This window comes from Alloprevotella sp., assembly GCF_057240785.1.
This window is the reverse complement of record NZ_DBHHRH010000037.1, coordinates 102,102-126,076: the sequence shown is the minus strand read 5'-3', so window position 1 is coordinate 126,076 and position 23,975 is coordinate 102,102. Positions and strand designations below refer to the sequence as shown.

Below are 23,975 nucleotides of genomic sequence, written 5' to 3'. Positions count from 1 at the left end.
TCCCGAAGAAGCTCGACAGCTGACAGAAGAAAACGACCAAAAAGCATAGTATTTTCAAGAATTTCTTTATTCTGTCAGCCGACTTCCTTATTGCGTTGAGCGGCTTCCTTATTGCGCTACCCGACAACCTTATTGCATTTACAAATCACCTTATTTTATCCGCCATCTTTCTTATAAAAGCCACCCCTACAAGCCCATTCAAAGAATACACAATAAGGAAACAATAAGCCTCAACAATGCGTTATTTCAGACTGTACATAAACAAGTTGGATTTCAGAGCATTCTCGAGCTCATAGAATTACGTAAATATTTACAACATACAGGAGCAATACTCCATTATATATATACGCTGACAGAAATAAGCCACAGCCCCATTTGGCCATTCGAGAAAGAAATGGTAACTTCGCGGCCGATTCGGAAATTGTCCGAGAGCCCAACGAAAAGGGAGGCTCCCCGTGCGATGGCGAATTAAGCAATTAATTTAGAGTAACACATTTAAAGACAAACAAGAAAAATGAAACAGATTTCTGTATCTGGTGCAAAGCGCGCCAACTTAGGTAAGAAAGCAACGAAGGCAGTACGCCGCGAAGGTCTGATTCCTTGTAACCTCTACGGTTTGCAGAAGGACGCTAATGGCAACCCTGAAGCTATCGCTTTCACTATTTCAGAGAAAGAAGCTAACAAGCTTATCTTCACTCCCCACATCTACCTCATCGATATCAACATTGACGGCGAAGATCACAAGGCTATCATCCGTGAAGTTCAGTTCCATCCCGTTAAGGACAATATCCTTCACCTCGACTTTCTTGAGGTACACGAAGAGCGTCCTATCGTTATCGGTGTGCCCATCCAGACTAAGGGTCTTGCAGAAGGTGTTCGTGCCGGTGGCCGCTTGACCACACTGATTCGTAAGATCAATGTAAAGGCTCTCTATCAGGATATTCCCGAGAAGCTCATTATCGACGTTGCACATTTGCAGCTTGGCAAGAGCATCAAGGTTGGCGAGCTGAGCTTCGATAAGCTCGAACTCGTTACTCCGAAGGAGGTGAACGTTGTTAGCGTTAAGATGACACGTGCTGCCATGAGTAACGCTACGGCTACTGCCGAGGCTGGTGCATAAGGTTAGCTTCAGCATTACTCTGTCAGTTAAGACAAAGAACATATTTAAGCCCGGAGCTCATGGAGTTCCGGGCTTTTTCAGACTTTCCCTCAACAATTCGGGACAAGTGAACAAACAAACGAAATAATATGAAATTCTTAATCGTAGGTCTCGGCAATATCGGAGATGAATACGACGGTACACGTCACAATATAGGTTTCCGCGTGGTCGACGCTTTGGCCAAGTCGGCCGGAATGCAGTTTGAGGACAAACGCTACGGCTTTGTTGGAACGATGCGCGTGAAAAACCAGATACTCGTTCTGCTAAAGCCCTCCACCTATATGAACGCCAGCGGCGATGCTGTGCGCTACTGGATGAACAAAGAGAATATTCCGTTGGAGAATGTGCTTATCGTGGTAGATGACCTCTCTCTCCCCTTTGGCAAACTGCGCCTAAAACCCTCTGGATCGGAGGCAGGCCACAATGGTTTGAAAAGCATCACGCAGCAACTGGGTACTCAGCAGTATGCTCGCCTACGTTTCGGCATTGGCAACGACTATCCGCGCGGTGGCCAGGTGGACTTTGTACTCGGTCAGTTCGGTACTGAAGATTTGGCCACTATGGACGAACGTGTCGGCATAGCCTGCGAAACCATCAAGGCCTTCGCATTAAGCGGCATCGACTTCGCAATGAATAATTACAACAAGAAATAAAATGGAAGCACGATTGGACAAATGGCTCTGGGCAGCTCGCATCTTCAAGACGCGCACCATAGCTGCTGATGCCTGCAAGAATAATCGCGTACGAATCAATGATGCCGCAGCCAAGCCCGCACGAACGGTGAAGGAGGGCGACATAGTGAGCGTGCGCAAGCCACCAGTGACCTACACGTTTCGCGTAAAGCAAGCCATCGAGAAACGCGTGGGAGCAAAACTCATTCCCGATATATTGGAAAATATCACTGACCCGCAACAGTATGAGATGCTCGAAATGAGCCGTATCAGCGGATTCGTTGATCGCGCTCGCGGCACGGGTCGGCCTACAAAAAAGGAGCGCCGTGCCATCGACGACTTCATGATTCCTGTTGCCTTTGACGACAGTTTCATGGAAGACGGAGACGATGACTGACGCCCCTTCTTTAGGAAGAAAAGACTTACTGTACTAATACTTTTTGTCCAGCGGTCAGATAGAGACCTGCAGGAATATCGTCGACGGTCTCTACGCTTTGGGTCAGACGGACGGTGCGATAGAGGCGGCCATCAATGGTATAGATTTGTACCATTTGTGGCGCGCTACTACTGAAGATGATGCTACCTACTCCACCGGCTGCACTCACATAGGACTTATCGGAAATCTGGCGCAGCCCAGAGGTGGTGGGGTCGAAATTATACTTTCTGTCGAGCGCGGGAATGCGAGCCTTGATCCACTTCTTCATGTATTCCACGTCCTTTTGGATTCCACCGTGATACATAGCCCAATAAGAACCTTCACGCTGATCGGCGCGACTGTCGCTAAAGAGTGTGGCGTATTCTGTGATACGTGCTACCAAACTATCGGCATCTATCTTCTTCGACAAACGAAGTTCGGCATAGCGGTCGGCCAGCATTTGTGACCAGTTAAGATAAGGACTTTGCTCCAAGCGGTTGTAGTAGGTAAGACCTCCAGTATAAGCGCGGCGCACTACCGACCAATCCGCCGTAGGATCTCCCTGGTCTCTGTTAGTACCATCCCAACTACGCCCCCAAGTGGCATCGAGGTCCCAAGGTACTATGGTTAGTTTCTGCCCATTATTCTTCTGCAAGTCATAAAGGGCATAGTACATATTCTTACCATCGTTGTCGTAGGCAAAAAGCAAGTCGAGGAAGAGATAATAATCGCGCAAAACGGGGAGGTCCAGATAAGACTCAATACCTCTCTCAAATTCGACATCAGAAGCAGTAGCGCAGAAATTGATAGCATTGTAAAGTGGTCCCCAATCAATCTTCTCGCCTTTTTTCAGGTCGGGGTATTTCAGTTCCCATTCACGCCAAGAATCATAATTATTACTATAATAAGCCGGCTTTCTGCCTGTTGTAGAAGGATAGCCCAGTTCGTGGCCAAAAAGGACTTCGTAGCTCCATTGTCCTGACTTATAGAGCAAGCTGTGTATAGTGTCGCCTTCCGACTTCTTCAAGCGCAGTTGCTGACGGTCTATCTTCTCTGTCATACAATAAAGGCCGTGGTAGGCACCATTAAGAAACACTTCCACGAATTCGCCTCGAGTGTAGGGTCGAATCTTCTTTTTCTCAAACTGTGCGTAATATGGTTCGGTGTGGATATCCTTCCACAAATCTGTAGAAAGGCGATTTCGCATACAAGCCTTATCAATCACCATTGCATCTAGAATCCAATTGTTGTCAGAACGTTTACCGAGAAATTCTACATTTTTCGATTCGCCATTAGCATCATACAATTTAACGGCATACGACTTCTTCTGATAGTTGGTTGCCGAAGCGCCACGAATACGAAAATCGGCCACATAGATAGAATCGTAGCCAGTGACACCAGGATCTGTCACGCGGATGGAGCCGCGGGTGTAAGAATTCTGATTGGTTGAGGAAACGTTCATTTCTACAATGGGAAGAAACGTCATCTGAAGCGGAACGGAGGCTACCACACTCCCGTTGCGACTTACAACAATAGGGTAAGTCTTTCCACAGTCTATGCCGTGGATTGTAACAGTTCCGCCGTCCGAGAGCTCTTGTCCGTCGAGCGACAGCGTTACACCTGGTTGCGCGGACAACGTTACCGCTGCTGAAAAGTCGCGACCGTCACGATAGCGCTTGCGGGCAGAGAAAAAGAAACTTCCGCTCAGACTGTCGTAAACAAGGTCTTTATTGTTCAAGCGAAACATATCTACATAACCCGACAAAGGAGTGCGCAACGTTTCGGGCTGCTCATCGTCCTTGACCTGACGGCCTTGCTCGTCGAAAATCTCGAAAAGTCCGTTATCATCTGCATTGTAATAAGTTCCAACAAGGTAAGAGCCATCGGTACGGCAGTTGATATACTGCGATGGGACAGCTTTGTTAGAAATTTCAAAAAAGGAATCTTTGCTTATCAACCTCCAACGCACACTGTCGGAGGTGACGGCATTGCACAGGCGAAGGCCTTTGGCCACTTGCTCCTCACGCGTTGATTCGTGGTAGAGGTATTGTCCTGTTGCAGCATTCTGAAAAGTATAACCGTTACCATTCTTACGGATATACCACCAAGCATCTGCCGTTGCCGCGCGGGCATATATGTCATAATATACTAAAGCCGTGCTCTCGTGGTATGCACCTATTCCTATGCCGCCAGCGCCGAACTTTTTACACACCAAACGATAACGCGTCGTTTCATTAAATTGGACAGCCCCCATTGCGGACAGCGCTGCAAAAAAGAGCATAAAGAGTAATACTTTCCTCATATCTTTGTCTTTATCAAAGGGATAACTTTAAAAATTCAGCTTATTCTACCTAAAAACACATCAAGTCTATTTTGCTATCTATAATTAGCAGCTGCAAATGTAAGTAAAAAAGAAGATAAGATACACTGGCTTGTATTTTTTTCTTATCTTTGCCCGCAAACTGCAACATAAAACGAACCAGAAACAACAATAAAATGAATCTTTCTTTACCGAAGCTAAAGAATCTCCTCACCATGGGATTCTTTGCTGCCACTGCATTCTCTATGCAGGCGCAAACTTACGGCGCGCAACCTGAGGCAGGAAAATGCTACGCCATTTACAACGAGAGCATGCAGCTCGTTGTAACCAATTGGGATAACGGTGCTAATGATGCGCGACTTTATCTAAACACCTTCTCTGATTGTTCGGCCACTGCGCGCACTTGGCGCTTTGAACAGCCCGACAATTTGAAAGGCACGAAGAAATACATTATTACGAGCGACGCTTATAATAGTGCTATCGACATGGCTCTCAACAGCAAGAAGTACCCTCTTCAGTGGAGCTCCAACCCAACAAATCCTAATCAGCAAATAGAACTCGTTAGCGTGGATACTTCCAATGGTGTCTACCAGTTGCGGACACAATACCAAGGTACTTATTACTATCTGTGTAGCGGCTCTAACGATCAGCTGGTCAATAGCAGCGATGCTACAGCTGCAGGAACACACTTCCGCTTTGCTGAGGTGCCGAGCGTTGCTTCAAACAGAGAGGAATGGGAAAATGAGAAAATTTTCCGCATCAACAATGAGCCAGCTCACGCCACTTACCTCCCCTACGCTACAACGGCCAAGCTGAAGGCAGACACAGAGCGCTTCGCCAAACCGTGGCTCGATCCAACAGGCGCACGCTGGATGTCGCTCAATGGCGTTTGGAATCTGAAATGGCAGGAAGGCACCAACAATCGTCCAGGAGAGGATTTCTACGGCGACAACGTTGATGCGTCGGCATGGGACACTATCTCTGTGCCCTCTTGCTTAGAGATGAAGGGCTACGGACAGCCTACGTACATTAACGTGCAGTATCCCTTCAGCGACAATCCTCCTTACATCAACATGAACAGTAATGTTCCCAACTCCGTTGCTTCATACCGCCGCAATTTTGTATTGCCCGCCGAATTTGCAGGTCAGCGAGTAGTGCTCCATTTCGATGGTATCTACGGCGCTAGCTATATCTGGGTAAACGGTAAGTATGTAGGCTATACGCAGGAAGCCAATAACGTCAGTGAATTTGACGTGACAAACTTCGTGCGCTCAGGAGAAAACAACATCAGTTTGCAGAACATTCGATGGAGCGATGCCTCTTATCTTGAAGGACAAGATATGTGGCACATGACAGGTATACACCGCGATGTATATCTCTATGCTACACCCAAGACTTACATTGAGGACCACCTCATCAGCGCTGAGGTAAATGCGCGTAATCGCACTGCAACGCCAAACGTGTCCATCACGATGGCCAACCCCTCTAAAGTGGCTGGCAAGCGCACTGTACGTCTTTCGCTGCTCGACCCCTCTGGTTCTGAAGTGGCTACGCAATCGGCCACCATCACCTTTGCAGCAGGCGACAGCATCAAGCAGAACACCATCAGTCTGGGCCAGCTCAGCGGCATCAAACTATGGTCGCCAGACGCTCCTAACCTCTACACGCTCATCGTGAGCCAGCTCAACGGCAGCAACGAAGAGGAAGCATTTGCCACAAAGTATGGCTTCCGCTCTCTCGAACTCAGAAACGGTCAGTTCTTTGTGAATGGCAACCGTACCTACCTCAAAGGTGTCAACACGCAGGACACGCACCCTGTTCTGGGCCGTGCCATCAACGTTGCCACTATGTGGACGGACTTGACCCTTATGAAAAAGGCCAACATCAACACTGTGCGTACCAGCCACTACCCTCGCCAAGCAAAAATGATGGCGATGATGGATTACCTCGGCTTTTACGTTGTGGACGAAGCAGACCTTGAATGTCACAAGAACTGGAATGATAATCTACACAATCCCAGCGGTGCTATCGCAGGAAGAATTTCTTGGTTGCCACAAATGCAGGACCGCGTGATGAGAATGGTACGACGCGACTACAATCATCCTTCTGTCATCATTTGGAGTCTCGGAAATGAGTCGAGCGGCTTTAGTAATTTTGAAACAATCCATGACGTCGTAAAGGCCTTTGATAACAATCGCCCTATCCACTATGAAGGAAGTACCAATGATAACACTGCTGGTACGGATATTTGGAGTGTGATGTACAAAGATGTAAATGAGGTACAAAGACTTGCGGCAAATAACCAGCGCAAACAGCCCTATTTCCTCTGCGAATATGCCCATGCAATGGGTAATTCGGTGGGCAATCTCCGCGAATACTGGGATGTCATCATTGGTTCTAACTACGGCCTCGGTGGTTGCATCTGGGACTGGATAGATCAAAGTATCTACGATGCCAACGACATCAAGGCTAAGACAACAACGTTGAATGGCTATCCTAAATACATCAGTGGCTACGACAAACCCGGCCCTCACCAAGGAAACTTTGTGAACAACGGAATTCTCAACGCCGACCGCGCATGGAGTGCCGAACTCACAGAGGTGAAGAAGGTGTATCAGTACGTAGATTTCAAGAAGATGTCCACAAAATACTACCGTCTGACAAACAACTACCCGCAGCTCAATCTTAATGCCTTCAAACTCGCGTGGAAAGTATTGAAGGACGGAGAAACAGTAGAATCCGGAACTACGGCTCTCAACTGCCAGCCGCTGCAAAGCACTACGGTCAATGTACCTTATACTACTACACTCGAAACAGGCCACGAATATTTCCTCCAACTCGCTCTTTGCCTGAACGAAGCTTCCGATTGGTGCGATGCTGGCTACGAACTGGTAACGTTCGAAGACCAATTACAGGCTCGCCCTGCTGCGCTCCCTGCTGTTCGTAACATAACCAACAAGATGCAGGTGAAGCAGACCGCTTACGACGTCACCTTCAATACAGGAAAGAACACTATCGTCTTCACGCGCAGTGGTGGTCTTCGCTCTTGGAAGAGCGATGGTCAAAACATCATTATCCCGGCTCAAGGTCCCGAACTTGCTCACTATCGCTACATAGAGAACGAAGAGCCTTACGGAAATCCTGAAAACTACAATCAGGCTACAGGCACCGGCGATAGAACGTGGACCGTCACTGTGGCTCCCGACAGTCTCTCTGCTACTATTAAGTATAACGTTCAAGGTAATCGTTGCCCCTACGTCTTCACTTACACTGTCTACGCTAATGGCGTTGTCGATTTGGAGGCTTCCTTCTCTCCGATTGTTGCCAACCTCCGCCGCATCGGTATGGGTATGCGTTTCCCCAGCTCGTTCGAAAATCTGACTTACTACGCACGTGGTCCTTTGGCCAACTATGTAGACCGTAAGGAAGGTTCTTTCTTCGGACTCTATCAGTCCACTGTCAGCGAGCAGCTTGAAGCTTACGCTCGCCCGCAAAGCACTGGCAACCACGAAGGCTTGCGCTATCTCACCTTATCCGATGATGAGGGCAACGGCGTCAAAGTAGAAACCGAAGGCCAAGTATCTTTCTCTGCTCTTCATTATGACGATGCCACGCTGAAGGCGAACCGCCACATGTGGAACTTACCCACTGGTCAGCGCGATGTTTTTGTTCATTTCGACTATATGCAAAAAGGTCTCGGCAATGGTTCTTGCGGTGCAGGCACACTGAACAAGTATCTCTGCCCCAGCAGTGGCACATACACTTATAAATTGCGTTTCACACCGCTCAAAGGCCTCGAAACAGGCATTCAAGACATGGCAATGAATACCAATGCTGCAAAAACTATCATCTACGACCTACAAGGCCGCCGCGTAACAAGCACAAGCAAAGGATTCTATATCGTGAATGGCAAAAAAGTAGCATTCTAATAACATCTCTTTCACGGTCAGAGTCTCTATTTCCTGACCGATGAACAACTCAAAGTAAGCAAAGGAGTGCTTCCAGCTGTGTGGAAGCACTCCCTTTTTATTATTTTGTGTTGCCCTTGTGAAATAAAATTACTTTCTTTGCGTTTTCGAAACAGAATACATAAACAAAAACATACAACTATAAATCTATGGAACAAAAAGAATTGCTCAACATTGTAGCCCAATTCGATGTAAAAGGCAACGTGATTGACGTGAAGCCCCTTGGTAACGGACTCATCAACACTACTTACAAAGTCACCACAGAGGGCGAAGATCCTGACTATGTACTGCAACACATCAACAACAAGATTTTTCCCGACGTTGATATGCTGATGAACAACATTATCCACGTCACCGACCATATCCGCAAAAAGCTGGAGGCCAACCACACGGAGGACATCGAACGCAAGTGCCTGCGTTTCATTCCGGCAAAGGATGGAAAATACTACTACTTCGATGGAGAGAAATATTGGCGCCTTATGGTCTATATCCCCGATACTACGAGCATGACTGAGGTCACTCCCGAAACGAGCTTCATCGTAGGCGAAACATTCGGACAGTTCCAGAGCTGGCTGGCAGATATCCCCGTAAAACTGGGCGAGACCATTAAGGATTTCCACAACCTCGAATTCCGCCTCCACCAACTCGAAGAAGCTGCAAAGGAGAACCGTAGCGGCCGCGTGGACAATGTGCGTGATCTCATCGCGGCCATTAAGGAACGCGCTGAAGAGATGACAAAAGCCGAACGCTTGCAGCGCGAAGGCAAACTCAAGAAGCGCATCTGCCACTGCGATACGAAAGTTGACAACATCCTCTTTGATAAAGACGGCAAAGTGCTTTGTGTCATCGATCTCGATACGGTTATGCCCAACTTCATCTTCTCTGATTTTGGCGACTACCTACGTTCCGCTGCCAACACAGGTAAGGAGGACGACCCGAACCTGGACAATGTGAATTTCAATATTGAGATTTTCAAGGCTTTCGCTAAGGGCTATCTCCACAGTGCAGGCGTATTCCTCACCCCGGTTGAGGTGGAAAACCTCCCCTATGCTGCAAAGCTCTTCCCCTATATGCAATCTGTGCGCTTCCTTATCGACTACATCAACGGCGATGTATATTACAAAACACAGTATGCCGACCACAACTTAGTGCGTGCTCGCGCACAGTGGAAACTCTTTGAGAGCGCCGACCAGCACGAAACGGAAATGGAAATCTTCATCAAGCAAGTGGTGGGTCAGCGTGGCCCTGCTGGTCAGTACAACAACCTCTTGAACACTTTTGAGGCATAAAAACAAGGCTTCGTGCCTTCACTTTATCTCTATACAAGGGAATTTCCACCAGTTGGAAATTCCCTTTTTTATACGTTCCAGACAACGCCTTACTGCCTAATAACCCCAATTTGATGCATTACTAGAAATGCTATGTATATTTTCTAACGACAAAGTCATTTATCTTACTCCATTATTAAACTGTTCTTTCAAGATATTCTCAATTTCAGGGTCTTTCTTGAAAAAAGGATATGATTGATAGAACATATCTAAATTGATGGAATCTGTATAGTTTTCCATTATCCATGAAGATACGATATAAATCATCATATTATGATTAGCCTTGCTTTGTTGTTCGATAGGAAGTAAACTTATAGCTTTTTGTATTCCTTTTATTTTGTTGGGATATTTGACCAGCATATGGCTCAAACCATCAGCAAAAGTTTCATCATATTGTTCATCGGTATGTGCAAAACAATGTTTTACGACTAGAACATAGTCCTGTTCTTTGGAAATCTTCTCTTGAAAAAAGTTTCCATCAATAATTCTTTGCACAAAAAGGCTATCATCAGGCTCTGTACAGATGTCTTTACTTGCTTCCTTTTTCAGAACTGTATCTTTATCAAAATCCGATTCCCTTTGTGTTGCTGTATAAATGATTTTAGAATTATTATTACAACTTGTAACTCCCAAAAAACATAACAGAGCCATTTGAAGCAGGGTATTTTTATTGTTCTGTCTCATGTTTTGTTCCTCCTTTCTTTGTTTCGTTCTTTTCTACCTTTTGAGTTCTATGACCTATGACAATAACTTCAGGTAACTCGTAGGATTTCATTTCGTTTACTTCTTCTTTGATTTTATCTCTATCATTATAGCTGACAGGAACCTGCAAATCATCTTTCAACGTAAGGAATCCTTTTTTCTCGTTGGGATCATTTTTTTCTAACTGTGTAACCATTTCTTTAAGTTCCTTTATGTCAGCATCTGCCATTCGCATACACCCATGTGTTCCCATCAAACCAGGCTTTTGCCTGTGGCCTCCATGTGTGTGCATTCCTTGTCTGGTTCCCCCTTCACCACCTTGATACTCTAAAGCAAGCAGGTCATTAGGACCAAAAGATATAGTTGGATAACGCTTTGTTCCAGCTTTCCTCCATCCCAATATTTTATATTTTCCTTGGGGGGTATCTGCATTTCTTCAAGACCTCACCCATCTTACCGTAGTAATACTCGATAGCACCACTACCGTCCTCGCGAAGCATCAATCTGCCAATGCGATTCTGGGAGGCATTGCGAGACACTAAGTACAGAATACATTTTTGTTTGAGACGGCTCGTTTTTGTAATCATATAATTGCATTACTTATGAGTTTTATCTCCAGACCTAAAAATAATTCTATTAATTGAACCAGTCTTACTATACCATACATCTATCCAATCCTCATTCATATAAGAAATTATGTCATTATAATCCGAATCATTTGGCAAAACGAAACGCATTTCTTGTCTAATTTTTTCATCTCCACTAATGGATTGATATATATATAGTATATCACCGTTTGAGAATACGACAAAATAAGCAGTTAACTCATCTTCATAAATACCATTTATTTGCGATTTGTTCTTCCAATATGAACAGTGTTTCCATTTATTGTCCAACAAGTTGGCTTTCTCAACAAAAGAGAAACCAATAGAGTCAAATAGCAAAAATGTATTATCATCTAATTTAAAGATGACATTTAGCCCATAACCAATATCCTTGTTCCTATATAAAATGTCTTTTACTATCATATCCGTCTTTTTGCAAGATGCCCCTCTTGATACATCAAAAGGGGCATCTTAATTTTAATTATCTGTGCCCCAAAGGAATTCCTTTTTGGGTAATTTTATCATACACTGTTTCAGAAACAGTTCTTCCTGTGAAATATCCGGCAGCACCTCCTATAAACCCCAATTCGGGATAAGCAGTTCTTCTCAATATTCCAAAGACTTGTTTACAATTTTTATACCTTGCGAGGTATAGTATTTCCATATTCCTACTTCCTGTGCATCATCTTCTACATCATCTTGAAATATACACCATCCTTCTGATGTAATTTTGCCATTGATATTATAATTTATAATATAACACTGCAATGTAGAGTTTGGGGTACGAAATCCTGCTTTTTGTGCCTCTTTCAAAAAGTTTGAATTTTTTGAAATTTTGGTTTGTGAAGTAGCAACCATACCATTAGTATAAAAAAATAGCCATTGGTACGCTTGCATATTATTACGGTAATATCCAGAAGCTTGAAGATAATATTTATTTTGTCCTAACTTTCTGTATATTTGAACAAAGCCGTTTTTAATTCCACCAACATAGAAGCATAGTGAAACAATATCATCAGAAACTTCATACCAACACCCATTTTTTTTACCCAAGGAGTCAAATTGATTAATATATTTCAAGTTGATATTCAAGGGAACTATGGGTAAACTTATTGTTTGCCCCCAAATATTGGAGCAAACAATAAATGATAATATTAACATAAATAGTCTCATATTGCTCTGTACTGAAAAAGGTTGACAGTTCTGTTTGTTAAAATATGTTTTGGTTGACAGCTCCTGAAGTTAAGTTTAGAGGAGGTTGTCATTGTTGTTTCCTAAATCTGTTTTAGGTTGACACTTGCCTTATGGTGGCAAAGATAAGGATTTTTAATTTATTTGGCATTCCATTTTTTTTGCGGTGGCTGCTTGAGGAATGAAAAACACCGAGGGGGTGCTGTCGGCAGGGGGCGAGTAGCCCCCGAGAGACATTGTACTATGCTGCTTGTTCTAATAACCGTTTCATTTCTTCGAGAGGTGTCCTCATTTCTAAACTTTGATGGGGACGTACTCGATTGTATATATCAACGGCTTTTTGAACGAGTTCCTTTACTTCCCCGAAGCTCTTTTCTTGTGTTTCAAAGAGCCATCCGTTCTTTACGGTATTGTTGATCCTCTCTGCTAGGGCATTGTGTAGAGGGGCGCCTGTTTGAGTCATACTGGCTCTTATTCCGAGGTCTTGCAATAGCGCAATGTATTCATTACAGCAATATTGAGTGCCTCGGTCGGAGTGATGAATGAGCCCTGCTGGGTTGACATGATTGGCTCTATAAAAGTCGATAGCTTTCTTCAGGGCTTCTATGGGGCCGTCCTTGGATAAGGTGGGATGGAGTTGCCAACCTACTATGACTCTTGAGACGGCATCTGTTACCAGTGAGAGGTATGCCCAACCTCTTTGAGTGGCAACATAGGTAATGTCGGCAACACAGAGTTGACCGAAATGGGTGGGCTTGAGTTTTGGGGTTGTATTAAATAGGCTTTTATTGAAACTTTTTTGAGGAAAAAGAAGAACTGCTTATCCCGAATTGGGGTTAATAACTTGACAAATCATTTTCTTAAAAGAGACTGAGAATGCAGCTATCTTGCCCACTTTTAGATGGTCAACGCGCATCCGTGCCTTCGTTTTTCAGAAAAATCCCATCCAGAAGAGGCATTGCAGTATTGTAAGCGTATTTTTCAGTACCATTTCACAGAATATTTTCCTTATCCTGTCAGCTCACACAATAAGGATGTCAGCCAGTGCAATAAGGATACTCGCCAACAGCCTTATTGTATCCGCCAACAGCCTTATCAAATGAGTCCGTGCAGGCAGGGACGGAATAAGCCACCATATCTTCCGCTGATTTTTACGCTATTCTTGAGAACCGAAAACTGCGAAGATTCTTTACAGGGATATACTTCCTTTGGTCTTAAGCCCACGAATGGACACGAATAAGGCGAATGAGTACGAATTTATATTTTCAATATCTCATTTGTGAGTACTTATCGAAAAAGAAAATTCGTATCCATTCGCCTCCTTCGTGAAACTTCGTGGGCCAAAAGCTCTCCTCTTCGCGGCTAAAACATAGAAACCGCAAGACCAATCCGCAAAAAGTTGTACCTTTGTCAGCAAAGTAATCATATACCTTGATAATGTCACACAAAAAAACTTACAAGCCGCAACACAAAGCCCCGGCAAAGCAGACGCCAACAAAGGCCATGAAGCCTAAAAAACAGTTTTGTTGGAATCCCTTTATCAAAATTTGCGGCTTCGTGTTGTTGCTCGTTTTTTGCACTTTCATCTATGGCGATGTCTTTGTGCGCGCACAGCAAGATGCCTTTGTGGTGAGCGATGCCACATCTATGAAGTTCCTCACCGATACGCCCTTCGGCCATTTCTTTTGGTTCGGCCGCTATCTGATGGTGGTGTTCAAATCAAAATGGGTGGGCGGTCTCATTCTCTCCACTCTCCTCACGGCCATCGCCTGCCAATTGGATGCCATTTTCCGTATCCCTGCTCGCTGGCGGGGCATCGCCTTTCTTCTGCCCATTGCCATCATGGCCTACATTGTTGAAATGGGTACTAACCTCTACTACAAAGCCGAGCCGAGCCGCCTAATGCTCATTCCGTTCCTCACACTGGTGGTTCTCGTCGTAGTGGCACAAATTGCGCGTTTCCTCCGCCGGGGCAAAGAGCAGTCCGAGACAAGCAAGAAAGGGCTACGCATCGGTCTCCTATTGGCCGTTGCTGGTTTCGCGGGGCTCTACGCCGATGCCATGTATCGCCATCAGAACGATATTCTCGGAGCTAAAATGCAGAACAAGATGATGGAGCAGGACTGGGAGGGAATGATCGATGATGCTATGTCGGCACGCCGCCCCACCCGCACCGTGGCCGCCTACCATGCCATAGCGTTGCTCCGCACCGATCAGCTCTTGGATCGCCTTTTTGAAATCCCCTACGACTATCCCGATGCTGGTCTGAAAAAGGTGGACGGCAGCGAGGAGTATGGACTGCTCCAGGCGGATTGCGACTTTGCCGCGGGACTCGTGCAACCGGCCTATCACTATGCCTTTGAGCGCATCGTGATGGACGGACCCACCACGCGCAACCTCAAGCGCTGTGCGCTCTGTGCCATCCTGACTGGTGAGAAAGAGCTGGCCGAAAAATATCTCGACATATTGAAACACGTTCCGTTTGAGCAAACTTTTGTGGATCGCTATGAGCCGATGCTCAACAATCCTAAGCTCATCGATGAAGACTCGGAGTTGGCTGGTGTCAAGAAGTTTCTCCCGAAAGAGGACCTTTTCGAACAAAACTATCGTCAGCCTGTGTTCTTGGGCTACAATCTCGGTGTGAACAGGGGTTCCAACGAAACACTCATCACCTCGGCTGCGGCGTGTCTCTATTCCAAAGACTTGGTGGCATTGCTCCCACGCATCAATTTCATGGTGCAAAACGGGATGCCCATTTCTCAAACCATGCAAGAGGCCCTCGCCTGCCTCGCCATCAAGCAAGGTTATCAGGACGTGGTAAAGCAGTACGGAGTGAACCAAATGATTATGGCTAACCTCCAATCTTTCCTCATGGCGGCCCGACCTTATACTAAGGACAAGGAGGCTCTACGCGCCAACTTGAAAAAAGATTGGTTGGGCACTTACTTCTACTATTATTTCTGCGAAAACAATGAAGGTAATGTGGACAACAACCGTAAAAACAAAGGACAGGTCAACTAAATTGCTCAGCTGAATTATGAAAAAAATATATTTCTTTTTGCTCGCGCTCTTTGCCTTTGCTTCCTGTGCTAAGGAGGTGAGCATTCCCCAAAATGCCACTCCCGTGAAGGAGGTGGCAGGTATATACCCCGACTACCGCGACATCACCATTCCGCCCAACATTGCTCCACTCAATTTCCAGGTGACGGCAAAGGGCGACAACTTTGTGGGAGTGATCCAAGGACAAGGCGTGCAACTCGTGGTAGGGGGTAATGAGGATGGAAAACTCTTTCTCGACAGTACCGAATGGCGCAAGCTGCTCACGGCCAACAAGGGGCGCGACTTGAGCGTAGAACTCTATGCTGAGCGTAACGGCCAGTGGGTGAGTTTCCCGAAATATGTTATCCATGTAGCCAAAGAGCCTATCGACAAATATCTCTCTTATCGCCTCATCGAACCCAGCTACGAACTCTATCGCCAACTGGGCATCTATCAGCGCGATTTGGAAAACTTCGAACAAACGCCGATTTATGAAAACAACCGTACGTTTGATGAAAAGGAGAACCATTGCATCAACTGCCACAACTATCAGGCTTACGACACGAAGCGCATGCTCTTCCACGTTCGCGCCATACACGGCGGAACAATGCTGATAGAGAATGGAAAGATTGAGAAGCTAAACATGAAAACCGACTCTACACTGGCCAACACCGTATACCCAACGTGGCACCCAACACGCAACTGGGTGGTTTTCTCCAGTAACAAGACGGGACAGGCTTTCCACATGATCAATAAGAATAAGATAGAAGTGGTGGACTATGCCAGCGACCTCGTTTTCTATGATGCGGACAACAACAAGCTCTCAAATATTTTCAAAACCGACGATCATTTTGAGACATTCCCTTGTTGGGCTCCCGATGGCAAGAAACTCTACTATTGTGATGCTTATGTACCCGATTTCAAAGGACTGCCCGACAGCCTAGCCATCAATCGCATATTGGAACGCCACGATTCTGTGCGCTATAATATATATAGTATGACATTCGACGAGAAGACCCGCCGGTTCGGACCACCACAATTGGAGGTAAACTGTACAAGTATGGGCCTCAGCGCAAGTGTTCCGCGTGTCAGTCCCGATGGGCGATACTTGCTCTTCACCCTCGGAAAATACGGCCAGTTCCACATCTGGCACAAATCAAGCGACCTATGGATCAAAGACTTAACGACCGGAGAGATTCGCCCTCTCACGGAAGCCAACAGCCCTGACGTAGACAGCTATCACACATGGTCGAGCAACGGCCGCTGGATTGTGTTTAGCAGTCGGCGCATGGACGGCTCTTACACGCGCCCCTTTATTGCCTACTTCGATAAGGAGGGCCGCGCCCACAAAGCTTTCGTCCTACCACAGGCCGACCCAGAGGAAAACAAACTATTACTCAAGAGCTTCAATGTTCCCGAACTCACACGAACAAAGGTGGAAGTATCGGTCGACAAGATACGCGAAGCAGTCTACGATGACAAACACACTAAAAAAGTGGAATATTCACCACTTGGGAAATAATCTCCAATTCTCCGCAAGAACCCAGAAATTCTTGCGGAGAATTGCCATCTATAGGCTTCATTTCTTAGAAAAACTTCTTGCAGTTTCTTCTGAACTTTCTTAACTTTGTGCTGTCTATCAAGAAAACTAAAACCTAACTCAAAATAAATGACACTCATAAAATCTATCTCTGGTTTCCGCGGCACCATCGGCGGCCACACTGGAGATACACTTAATCCGCTCGACATTGTAAAGTCTGTAACAGCGTATGCAACCCTCCGTGCTGCAAAAGTTGGCGGAAAAGTACAGAAAAAAATTGTCGTGGGACGCGATGCGCGCATTTCAGGAGAAATGGTGAGCCACTGTGTCTGCGGCACTCTTATGGGATTGGGCTTCGATGTAGTCAACATCGGCCTGGCCACTACTCCAACGACAGAAATAGCTGTTCCTGCTGAAAACGCTGTGGGAGGTATCATCCTGACGGCTTCTCACAATCCTCGACAGTGGAATGCACTCAAGCTCCTCAACGAACTTGGAGAATTTATCCCCCCAGCTGAGGCAGCGGAGGTGGTTCGCCTGGCCGACGATGAACGTTCCTTTGTCTATGCCGACGTAGATGAGCTCGGAAGCTACGAAGAAAAAAACATCTATGACCAATACCATATTGATATGGTCAAAGGTTTGGAACTGGTAGATGTAGAAGCAATTCGAAACGCTAAGTTCCACGTCTGTCTCGACACTATCAACTCCGTGGGTGGCATTATCCTACCGAAACTTCTCGACCAGCTGGGCGTGACTTATGACATACTGAATGGTGAGCCCAACGGACAGTTTGCTCACAATCCCGAACCGCTACGCAAAAATCTGAATGAGATTTGCAGCGTGATGAAAGAAAAGCACTACGACATCGGCTTTGTTTGTGACCCCGATGTAGACCGTTTGGTTTTCATCCAAGAAGACGGTGAAATGTATGGAGAAGAATACACCCTTGTTACTTGTGCTGACTGGGTTCTCCAACACACGAAAGGAAACACCGTTAGTAACCTCTCGTCCACCCGTGCCCTGCGCGATGTGACAGAGAAAAACGGTGGACAGTATACCCCTTCTGCTGTGGGCGAGATTAACGTCGTGCTGAAGATGAAGGAAACCAACGCCGTGATCGGCGGCGAGGGAAATGGCGGAATCATCTATCCAGCAGCCCACTATGGTCGTGACACATTAGTTGGTATTGCCTTGATGCTTACCTATATGGCAAAGTCGGGCAAAACGCCTTCGCAGCTGAAAGCACAGTATCCACTCTACGCCATCGCAAAGAACCGTATCGATTTGCAACCCCAAACAGACCTCAACGCTATTCTGGCTGAAGTTAGAAAAGAGTTCGCAAAAGAGAACCTTACTGAAATCGACGGTCTGAAGATTGATACCATCGACAAGTGGGTACACCTCAGAAAAAGCAACACCGAACCCATCATCCGCATATTCTCAGAGGCTCACACCATTGAGGAAGCCGATGCTCTGGGTAAGCGACTCATCGACATCGTTGAGAAAACGATGAACAAGCAAGCCGCCGGTTCTGACAAAGCTTAAATACTACCCGACGCGAGGAGTATGTCTCTGAAAAGGCATACTCCCCGCGTCGATTTTTATATACCCTTCCTTAATTTTCACAATCCTTTCTTTTTATAACCCTTATCTCCGCTTTATGAAAAAGAAAACCCAAGCTGTAGCCCTACTCTCTTTGCTACCTATGGCTGCAGCTGCTCAGCGCTACAATATAGTCTACATCATGACCGACGATCATACGGCGCAAATGATGTCTTGCTATGACAAGAGCCATATTTCCACTCCCAACTTAGACCGCATTGCCCGCGATGGCGTTAAGTTTGTCAATTCCTACGTGGCAAATTCTCTTTCGGGCCCTTCACGCGCTTGCATGTTGACGGGTAAACATTCTCACAACAACGGCTTCACCAACAACGAGCACGGTATCTTCGACGGATCGCAACAGACCATGCCGAAGCTTCTGCAAAAGGCCGGCTACGAAACAGCTCTCATCGGTAAGTGGCACCTTATCAGTCTGCCCACTGGCTTTGACTACTGGAACATCATTCCAGGACAAGGTGATTACTACAACCCCGACTTCATCACGATGAAGAACGACACTGTGCGAGAGAAAGGATACATCACCAACATCATCACAGATAAAAGTATCAACTGGTTAGAGCACCAGCGCGACAAGTCCAAACCTTTCGCGCTCTTCATCCATCATAAAGCTTGTCACCGTTGTTGGCTACCCGAAATCAAGTATCTCCACGAATACGAGGATAAGACGTTCAAAGTGCCCGAGACTTTCTACGACGACTACAAAGGCAGAGCCGCAGCAGCAGCTCAAGAGATGAGCATCGCTTCCTCCCACGACATGGACATTGTCTATGATGACAAAATCTATACACCTGGGGCAGCCACGCGCCTAACGAACTCATACCTCAGCATGATTGGACGCATGGATTCACGCGACCGTGCCGATTACGACTGCTTCTATGACAGTATTACAACCGACTTCAAGCAGCGCAATCTTTCTGGGCGCGAGCTGGCCGAATTCAAGTACCAGCGGTTCATGCGCGACTACGCCAAAGTGACAAAGTCCCTCGATGATAACGTAGGTAGGGTGCTGGATGAGCTCAAACGCCTCAACCTGCTCGATTCAACCCTTGTGGTCTACACTTCCGACCAGGGATTCTACATGGGAGAACACGGATGGTTCGACAAACGTTTCATGTACGAGGAGAGCCTTAACACGCCGCTCGTTATGCGCCTCCCCGCTGGCTTCAAAGGGCGCGGAGAAATCAAAGAGATGGTACAAAATATCGACTATGCCCCAACATTCCTCGATTTGGCGGGAGCTCCGATTCCAGCCGATATGGACGGCGTTTCCCTCCTGCCATTGCTCAAAGGACAACACCCAAAGAATTGGCGCAAGAGTATTTACTATCACTTCTACGAGTATCCTGCAGAACACAGTGTCAAGCGCCATTACGGCGTACGTACGGACCGCTGGAAACTTATTCACTTCTACAATGACATTGACGAATGGGAACTCTTCGATTTGAAGAATGATCCGCACGAACTCCATAATATCTATGGTCAGGCTGGTACGGAGAAAATCACGAAGGAACTTCGCAAGGAGCTTCATCGCCTACAAGGGCAATATCGTGACCCGATTGAATCGCAACTGAAATAAAGAAAAGTGATAATCCGCGCGATCTACCGCTCGCGATTAGCACATCAAAAGACAAACAAAATAGTGAAGACAATTTATTTAGCTGGTGGCTGCTTCTGGGGCACTGAGCACTTTTTCAAACAGATACACGGAGTGGTCAATACAACCGTGGGCTATGCCAACGGCAATACGGAAAACCCAACTTACGAGGAGGTCTGCTCCGACACAACCCACTTTGCCGAAACCGTAAAGGTGGAGTATGACGAGAAGAAAGTTCCTCTTTTCTTTTTGCTCCGTATGTATTTCTTGACGATCGACCCTACGCAGGTCGACGAACAAGGAGCAGACAAAGGTTCACAGTACAGAACAGGAATCTACTATGAGGACGAAGCCGACAAAGCCATTATAGAGGATGCCGTGGCCGAGGAAAGTTTCGCTTTCTCTGATCCGATTGCCACAGAAGTAATGCCACTAAAGAATTTCTATGCTGCCGAGGAATATCATCAAGACTACCTCGACAAGAACCCAAGTGGCTACTGTCATATCTCCCCCGAGCTCATGAAAATGGCTCGCGAAACACAGCGTATCGACAACTAATCCGCCTATTCATAGGCTCTCCGCATCAACATCCGCCACTCACTCTGGCGGATGTTTTTTGTATTATTTTGCACGAACCTCTGACAAAATGTCACCCTTATTCCATTTGGCGCGGCCTTTGTCTTATTGTGTGGCAAAATAATAAAAATAAAAAGTTATGAACTTCGATAATTTCACAATTAAAGCACAAGAAGCCGTACAACAGGCTGTCAACCGTGCACAAAGCGGCGGGCAACAAGCTGTTACGGCTGTACACCTCCTGGCAGGTATCCTGCAAGTGGGGGAAAACGTCACACAATTCCTTTTCGGGAAGATGGGCGTCAACAGCAATGCCTTGCAGCAGGTTGTGGACCGCGAACTCCAAAGTCAGCCCCGCGTGAGTGGCGGTGAACCCTATCTGGACCGCGACGCCAACGAGGCTCTGACCAAGGCAACAGATATAGCCAAGAAAGATGGCGACCAATTCGTGGGCCTCGAGCCTCTCCTGCTCGCCATCCTTAAAACCCAAGGTTTGGCCAGCCAGATGCTACACGATGCAGGCGTCACAGAGAATGGCTTGATTGCTGCCACCAAAGAATTGCGCGGTGGACGCAAGGCCGACTCTGCTTCGAGCGAGGACACTTACCAAGCACTGGGCAAATACGCCCGCAACCTCGTGGACGAAGCCCGCACAGGTAAACTCGATCCCGTTATTGGTCGCGACGAGGAGATTCGCCGCGTTCTGCAAATCTTGAGTCGCCGAAGCAAGAATAATCCTATCCTCATCGGTGAACCAGGTACGGGTAAAACAGCCATAGTTGAAGGCTTGGCACAACGTATTGTTCGTGGCGATGTGCCTGAGAATCTGAAGAACAAGCAGCTTTTCAGTCTTGACATGGGCGCACTGCTGGCCGGTGCTAAATATAAGGGCGAATTTGAGGAACGTCTCAAGAGCGTTGTCAATGAAGTGACCAACTCCAACGGAGAGATTATCCTCTTCATTGATGAAATCCACACCCTTGTGGGCGCGGGCAAAGGAGAGGGAGCCATGGACGCTGCCAATATCCTCAAGCCGGCTCTCTCACGTGGCGAAATCCGAACCATCGGAGCCACCACACTGGAGGAATACCAGAAGTATTTCGAAAAGGACAAGGCACTCGAACGCCGATTCCAAACTGTCATGGTGGACGAGCCAAGTGTGGAGGATGCCATCAGCATTCTGCGCGGTCTGAAGGAACGTTATGAGAACCACCACAAGGTGCGTATTCAGGACGATGCCCTCATTGCCGCTGCCCAGCTCTCTCATCGCTACATCTCCGACCGTTTCCTCCCCGACAAGGCCATAGACCTCATGGACGAGGCTGCCGCAAAACTGCGAATGGAGCGTGACTCTCAACCGGAAGAACTCGACGAAATCACGCGACGTCTGCGCCAGCTCGAAATTGAAAGGGAGGCCATCAAGCGGGAAAACGACGAGCAGAAACTCACCGCCCTCAACAAGGAGATTTCTGAATTAGAGGAACGCGAAAAGGACTTCCGCGCAAAGTGGGAAGGCGAGCGCGAATTGCTCAACAAGATTCAGGACAACAAGAAACAAATGGAGCAACTCAAGTTTGAGGCTGAACGTGCTGAGCGTGAAGGCAACTATGAGCGAGTTGCTGAAATTCGCTACGGCAAACTAAAGGCGTTGCAGGATGAAATCGACTCCATCCAGAAGCAACTCCATCAGCGCCAAGGCTCAGAAGCTCTTATCAAAGAGGAAGTGACGCCCGACGATATCGCTGACGTAGTGAGCCGCTGGACAGGAATACCCGTCAGCCGAATGCTGCAAAGCGAGCGCGAGAAACTGGTACACATGGAGAGCGAACTCCACAAACGTGTCATCGGACAGGACGAGGCCATCCAGGCCGTAAGCGATGCTGTTCGCCGCAGTCGGGCAGGTCTTCAAGACCCCAAACGCCCCATCGGTTCGTTCATCTTCTTGGGCACTACGGGTGTTGGTAAGACAGAGCTGGCAAAGGCACTTGCCGAATATCTCTTCAACGACGAAACGCTGATGACGCGTATCGATATGTCAGAATATCAAGAGAAGTTCAGCGTCAGTCGCCTTGTTGGTGCGCCTCCGGGCTATGTAGGCTACGAAGAGGGTGGACAACTCACCGAGGCTGTTCGGCGCAAGCCCTACTCTGTGGTACTCTTCGATGAGATTGAAAAGGCACATCCCGACGTGTTCAATATCTTGCTGCAAGTGCTCGATGACGGCCGCCTGACCGACAATAAGGGCCGTGTGGTCAACTTTAAGAACACCATCATCATCATGACTTCCAACCTCGGTAGCCAGTTCATCCAACAGAAGTTCGAGGCTATGCGCGGACTTCCCGACGCTAAGCAAGCCAAGATTCTTGAGGAAACGAAGAGCGAAGTGTTGGAGATGCTGAAAAAGACCATCCGCCCCGAGTTCTTGAACCGTATCGACGACATCATCATGTTCCAGCCGCTCAAGAAGGACGAAATCGAACTCATTGTTCGCCTGCAAGTTGAAGCCGTCATCCGCCGACTCGCCGAGCAGGAGGTACAACTCACCGTCACTCCCGATGCCATCGCGCTCATCAGCGAAGCTGGTTTCGATCCCGAGTTTGGTGCTCGTCCCGTGAAGCGTGCGCTCCAGCGGTTGTTGCTCAACGATTTGAGCAAAGCTCTGTTGAGTGGAAGCATCGACAAGAGTCGCCCGATAACGGCCCAAGCCGAAGGCGACCACCTCACTTTCACAAACAAGTAAGGCTCTATACTTTCAAAGCCGCGACAGTATCTCCTGTCGCGGCTTTTTATGTTTTGTAAAATAACTTCTCAGTTTCTTCAGGCGAGAATCTCACAAAATCGAAAGAGCAAGAGAGAGGGCGTAGAATAGTCCTATTTTTTTCGTCTGTCCAATAAGGATGCTGGCGAACGCAATAAGGCTGTCAGCTGACACAATAAGGGTGTTGGCCGACAGCTTTATTGTATTTTCGAATAGAAAAGGCTAATCAATGGAGCAAAAAGAAAAGAAAAAGAGTCGCTAAAATAAAAAAATAGATATTTAGATGAAGAAAAATAGGAAATCGAGCTAAGAAAAACTTATCTTCGTAAAAAATTGAGGAGAACAGCAGATGAAGCTGGCTAAAAGGATGGGCAGCTTTGTCAAGTAATTGGCCCGTTTTTCTTTTATAAAGAAAAGCCTCATTCTTCCACTTCGCTGAATCCTCCGAATTGAGTAATTTTGCAACGGAACAAAGAGATTGAT

At 46.8% G+C, this 23,975-nt stretch carries 16 protein-coding genes and 1 pseudogene; 11 read left to right on the top strand and 6 right to left on the bottom strand.

All coding sequences use genetic code 11. From position 1 onward, the window contains the following. The first annotated feature begins 514 nt into the window (after positions 1 to 514). The 3 genes from ACO4R2_RS08850 to ACO4R2_RS08840 all read left to right on the top strand — a co-directional run bounded on the left by ACO4R2_RS08850 (position 515) and on the right by ACO4R2_RS08840 (position 2,227). Positions 515 to 1,120, top strand: coding sequence for a 50S ribosomal protein L25/general stress protein Ctc (locus ACO4R2_RS08850; RefSeq protein WP_311489626.1), 606 nt, complete (start codon positions 515 to 517; stop codon positions 1,118 to 1,120). Between the two features lie 128 nt (positions 1,121 to 1,248). Then, the gene (gene pth / locus ACO4R2_RS08845) at positions 1,249 to 1,812 is read left to right on the top strand and encodes an aminoacyl-tRNA hydrolase (protein WP_484769934.1); all 564 of its coding nucleotides are present in this window, start codon (positions 1,249 to 1,251) and stop codon (positions 1,810 to 1,812) included. A 1-nt stretch (position 1,813) separates the two neighbouring features. Then, positions 1,814 to 2,227, top strand: coding sequence for an RNA-binding S4 domain-containing protein (locus ACO4R2_RS08840; protein ID WP_347718769.1), 414 nt, complete (start codon positions 1,814 to 1,816; stop codon positions 2,225 to 2,227). A gap of 25 nt (positions 2,228 to 2,252) precedes the next feature. Here the strand turns inward: ACO4R2_RS08840 and ACO4R2_RS08835 are convergent, their stop codons facing one another. Beyond that, the gene (locus ACO4R2_RS08835) at positions 2,253 to 4,547 is read right to left on the bottom strand and encodes a CotH kinase family protein (protein WP_484769933.1); all 2,295 of its coding nucleotides are present in this window, start codon (positions 4,545 to 4,547) and stop codon (positions 2,253 to 2,255) included. 194 nt (positions 4,548 to 4,741) lie between these two features. On the opposite strand from ACO4R2_RS08835, the gene ACO4R2_RS08830 reads away from it, so the two are divergent. Both ACO4R2_RS08830 and ACO4R2_RS08825 read left to right on the top strand, forming a co-directional pair. Then, positions 4,742 to 8,494 (top strand): glycoside hydrolase family 2 TIM barrel-domain containing protein, encoded by a 3,753-nt coding sequence (locus ACO4R2_RS08830; protein WP_484769932.1) that lies wholly within the window; start codon positions 4,742 to 4,744, stop codon positions 8,492 to 8,494. 188 nt (positions 8,495 to 8,682) lie between these two features. Further along, a complete protein-coding gene (locus ACO4R2_RS08825; protein WP_484769931.1) occupies positions 8,683 to 9,822 on the top strand; it encodes a phosphotransferase enzyme family protein in 1,140 nt (379 codons plus the stop codon). 159 nt (positions 9,823 to 9,981) lie between these two features. Here ACO4R2_RS08825 and ACO4R2_RS08820 read toward each other — a convergent pair whose 3' ends face one another. The 5 genes and pseudogenes from ACO4R2_RS08820 to ACO4R2_RS08800 all read right to left on the bottom strand — a co-directional run. Then, complete coding sequence (locus ACO4R2_RS08820) at positions 9,982 to 10,545, bottom strand: hypothetical protein (RefSeq protein WP_484769930.1); 564 nt, start codon at positions 10,543 to 10,545, stop codon at positions 9,982 to 9,984. Then, a complete protein-coding gene (locus ACO4R2_RS08815; protein ID WP_484769929.1) occupies positions 10,529 to 10,963 on the bottom strand; it encodes a L,D-transpeptidase family protein in 435 nt (144 codons plus the stop codon). The genes ACO4R2_RS08820 and ACO4R2_RS08815 overlap by 17 nt, the downstream gene beginning before the upstream one ends. A 196-nt stretch (positions 10,964 to 11,159) precedes the next feature. Beyond that, positions 11,160 to 11,591 carry a hypothetical protein gene (locus ACO4R2_RS08810; RefSeq protein WP_484769928.1) on the bottom strand — a complete coding sequence of 144 codons (432 nt, stop codon included), beginning with the start codon at positions 11,589 to 11,591 and terminating at the stop codon, positions 11,160 to 11,162. A 183-nt stretch (positions 11,592 to 11,774) separates the two neighbouring features. After that, entirely contained in the window at positions 11,775 to 12,329 is a 555-nt protein-coding gene (locus tag ACO4R2_RS08805; RefSeq protein WP_484769927.1) for a hypothetical protein, read from the bottom strand. A gap of 271 nt (positions 12,330 to 12,600) precedes the next feature. Beyond that, positions 12,601 to 13,107 (bottom strand): annotated as a pseudogene (locus ACO4R2_RS08800) (transposase); the annotation flags it as partial. Positions 13,108 to 13,796: 689 nt separating this feature from the next. On the opposite strand from ACO4R2_RS08800, the gene ACO4R2_RS08795 reads away from it, so the two are divergent. From ACO4R2_RS08795 to clpB, 6 genes are all read left to right on the top strand, one after another. Then, a complete protein-coding gene (locus ACO4R2_RS08795) occupies positions 13,797 to 15,380 on the top strand; it encodes a DUF6057 family protein (protein ID WP_484769926.1) in 1,584 nt (527 codons plus the stop codon). A 16-nt stretch (positions 15,381 to 15,396) separates the two neighbouring features. Continuing rightward, positions 15,397 to 16,920, top strand: a complete 1,524-nt coding sequence (locus tag ACO4R2_RS08790; protein WP_484769925.1) for a TolB family protein — start codon at positions 15,397 to 15,399, stop codon at positions 16,918 to 16,920. Positions 16,921 to 17,067: 147 nt separating this feature from the next. Beyond that, positions 17,068 to 18,486 (top strand): phosphoglucosamine mutase, encoded by a 1,419-nt coding sequence (gene glmM / locus ACO4R2_RS08785; RefSeq protein WP_311489618.1) that lies wholly within the window; start codon positions 17,068 to 17,070, stop codon positions 18,484 to 18,486. Between the two features lie 160 nt (positions 18,487 to 18,646). After that, a complete protein-coding gene (locus ACO4R2_RS08780; protein WP_484769968.1) occupies positions 18,647 to 20,140 on the top strand; it encodes a sulfatase family protein in 1,494 nt (497 codons plus the stop codon). A gap of 63 nt (positions 20,141 to 20,203) precedes the next feature. Next, positions 20,204 to 20,716: a peptide-methionine (S)-S-oxide reductase MsrA gene (msrA, locus tag ACO4R2_RS08775; protein ID WP_484769924.1), complete on the top strand. Its 513-nt coding sequence runs from the start codon at positions 20,204 to 20,206 to the stop codon at positions 20,714 to 20,716. 157 nt (positions 20,717 to 20,873) lie between these two features. Beyond that, positions 20,874 to 23,474 (top strand): ATP-dependent chaperone ClpB, encoded by a 2,601-nt coding sequence (gene clpB / locus ACO4R2_RS08770; protein WP_484769923.1) that lies wholly within the window; start codon positions 20,874 to 20,876, stop codon positions 23,472 to 23,474. The last annotated feature ends 501 nt before the right edge of the window (positions 23,475 to 23,975 follow it).

What these genes read in the sequence shown, in the direction of transcription:
- ACO4R2_RS08850 (WP_311489626.1), top strand. Translation starts at nt 515, where the DNA reads ATGAAACAGATTTCTGTATCTGGTGCAAAGCGCGCCAACTTAGGTAAG.
- pth (WP_484769934.1), top strand. Translation starts at nt 1,249, where the DNA reads ATGAAATTCTTAATCGTAGGTCTCGGCAATATCGGAGATGAATACGAC.
- ACO4R2_RS08840 (WP_347718769.1), top strand. Translation starts at nt 1,814, where the DNA reads ATGGAAGCACGATTGGACAAATGGCTCTGGGCAGCTCGCATCTTCAAG.
- ACO4R2_RS08835 (WP_484769933.1), bottom strand. Translation starts at nt 4,547, where the DNA reads ATGAGGAAAGTATTACTCTTTATGCTCTTTTTTGCAGCGCTGTCCGCA.
- ACO4R2_RS08830 (WP_484769932.1), top strand. Translation starts at nt 4,742, where the DNA reads ATGAATCTTTCTTTACCGAAGCTAAAGAATCTCCTCACCATGGGATTC.
- ACO4R2_RS08825 (WP_484769931.1), top strand. Translation starts at nt 8,683, where the DNA reads ATGGAACAAAAAGAATTGCTCAACATTGTAGCCCAATTCGATGTAAAA.
- ACO4R2_RS08820 (WP_484769930.1), bottom strand. Translation starts at nt 10,545, where the DNA reads ATGAGACAGAACAATAAAAATACCCTGCTTCAAATGGCTCTGTTATGT.
- ACO4R2_RS08810 (WP_484769928.1), bottom strand. Translation starts at nt 11,591, where the DNA reads ATGATAGTAAAAGACATTTTATATAGGAACAAGGATATTGGTTATGGG.
- ACO4R2_RS08805 (WP_484769927.1), bottom strand. Translation starts at nt 12,329, where the DNA reads ATGTTAATATTATCATTTATTGTTTGCTCCAATATTTGGGGGCAAACA.
- ACO4R2_RS08795 (WP_484769926.1), top strand. Translation starts at nt 13,797, where the DNA reads ATGTCACACAAAAAAACTTACAAGCCGCAACACAAAGCCCCGGCAAAG.
- ACO4R2_RS08790 (WP_484769925.1), top strand. Translation starts at nt 15,397, where the DNA reads ATGAAAAAAATATATTTCTTTTTGCTCGCGCTCTTTGCCTTTGCTTCC.
- glmM (WP_311489618.1), top strand. Translation starts at nt 17,068, where the DNA reads ATGACACTCATAAAATCTATCTCTGGTTTCCGCGGCACCATCGGCGGC.
- ACO4R2_RS08780 (WP_484769968.1), top strand. Translation starts at nt 18,647, where the DNA reads ATGGCTGCAGCTGCTCAGCGCTACAATATAGTCTACATCATGACCGAC.
- clpB (WP_484769923.1), top strand. Translation starts at nt 20,874, where the DNA reads ATGAACTTCGATAATTTCACAATTAAAGCACAAGAAGCCGTACAACAG.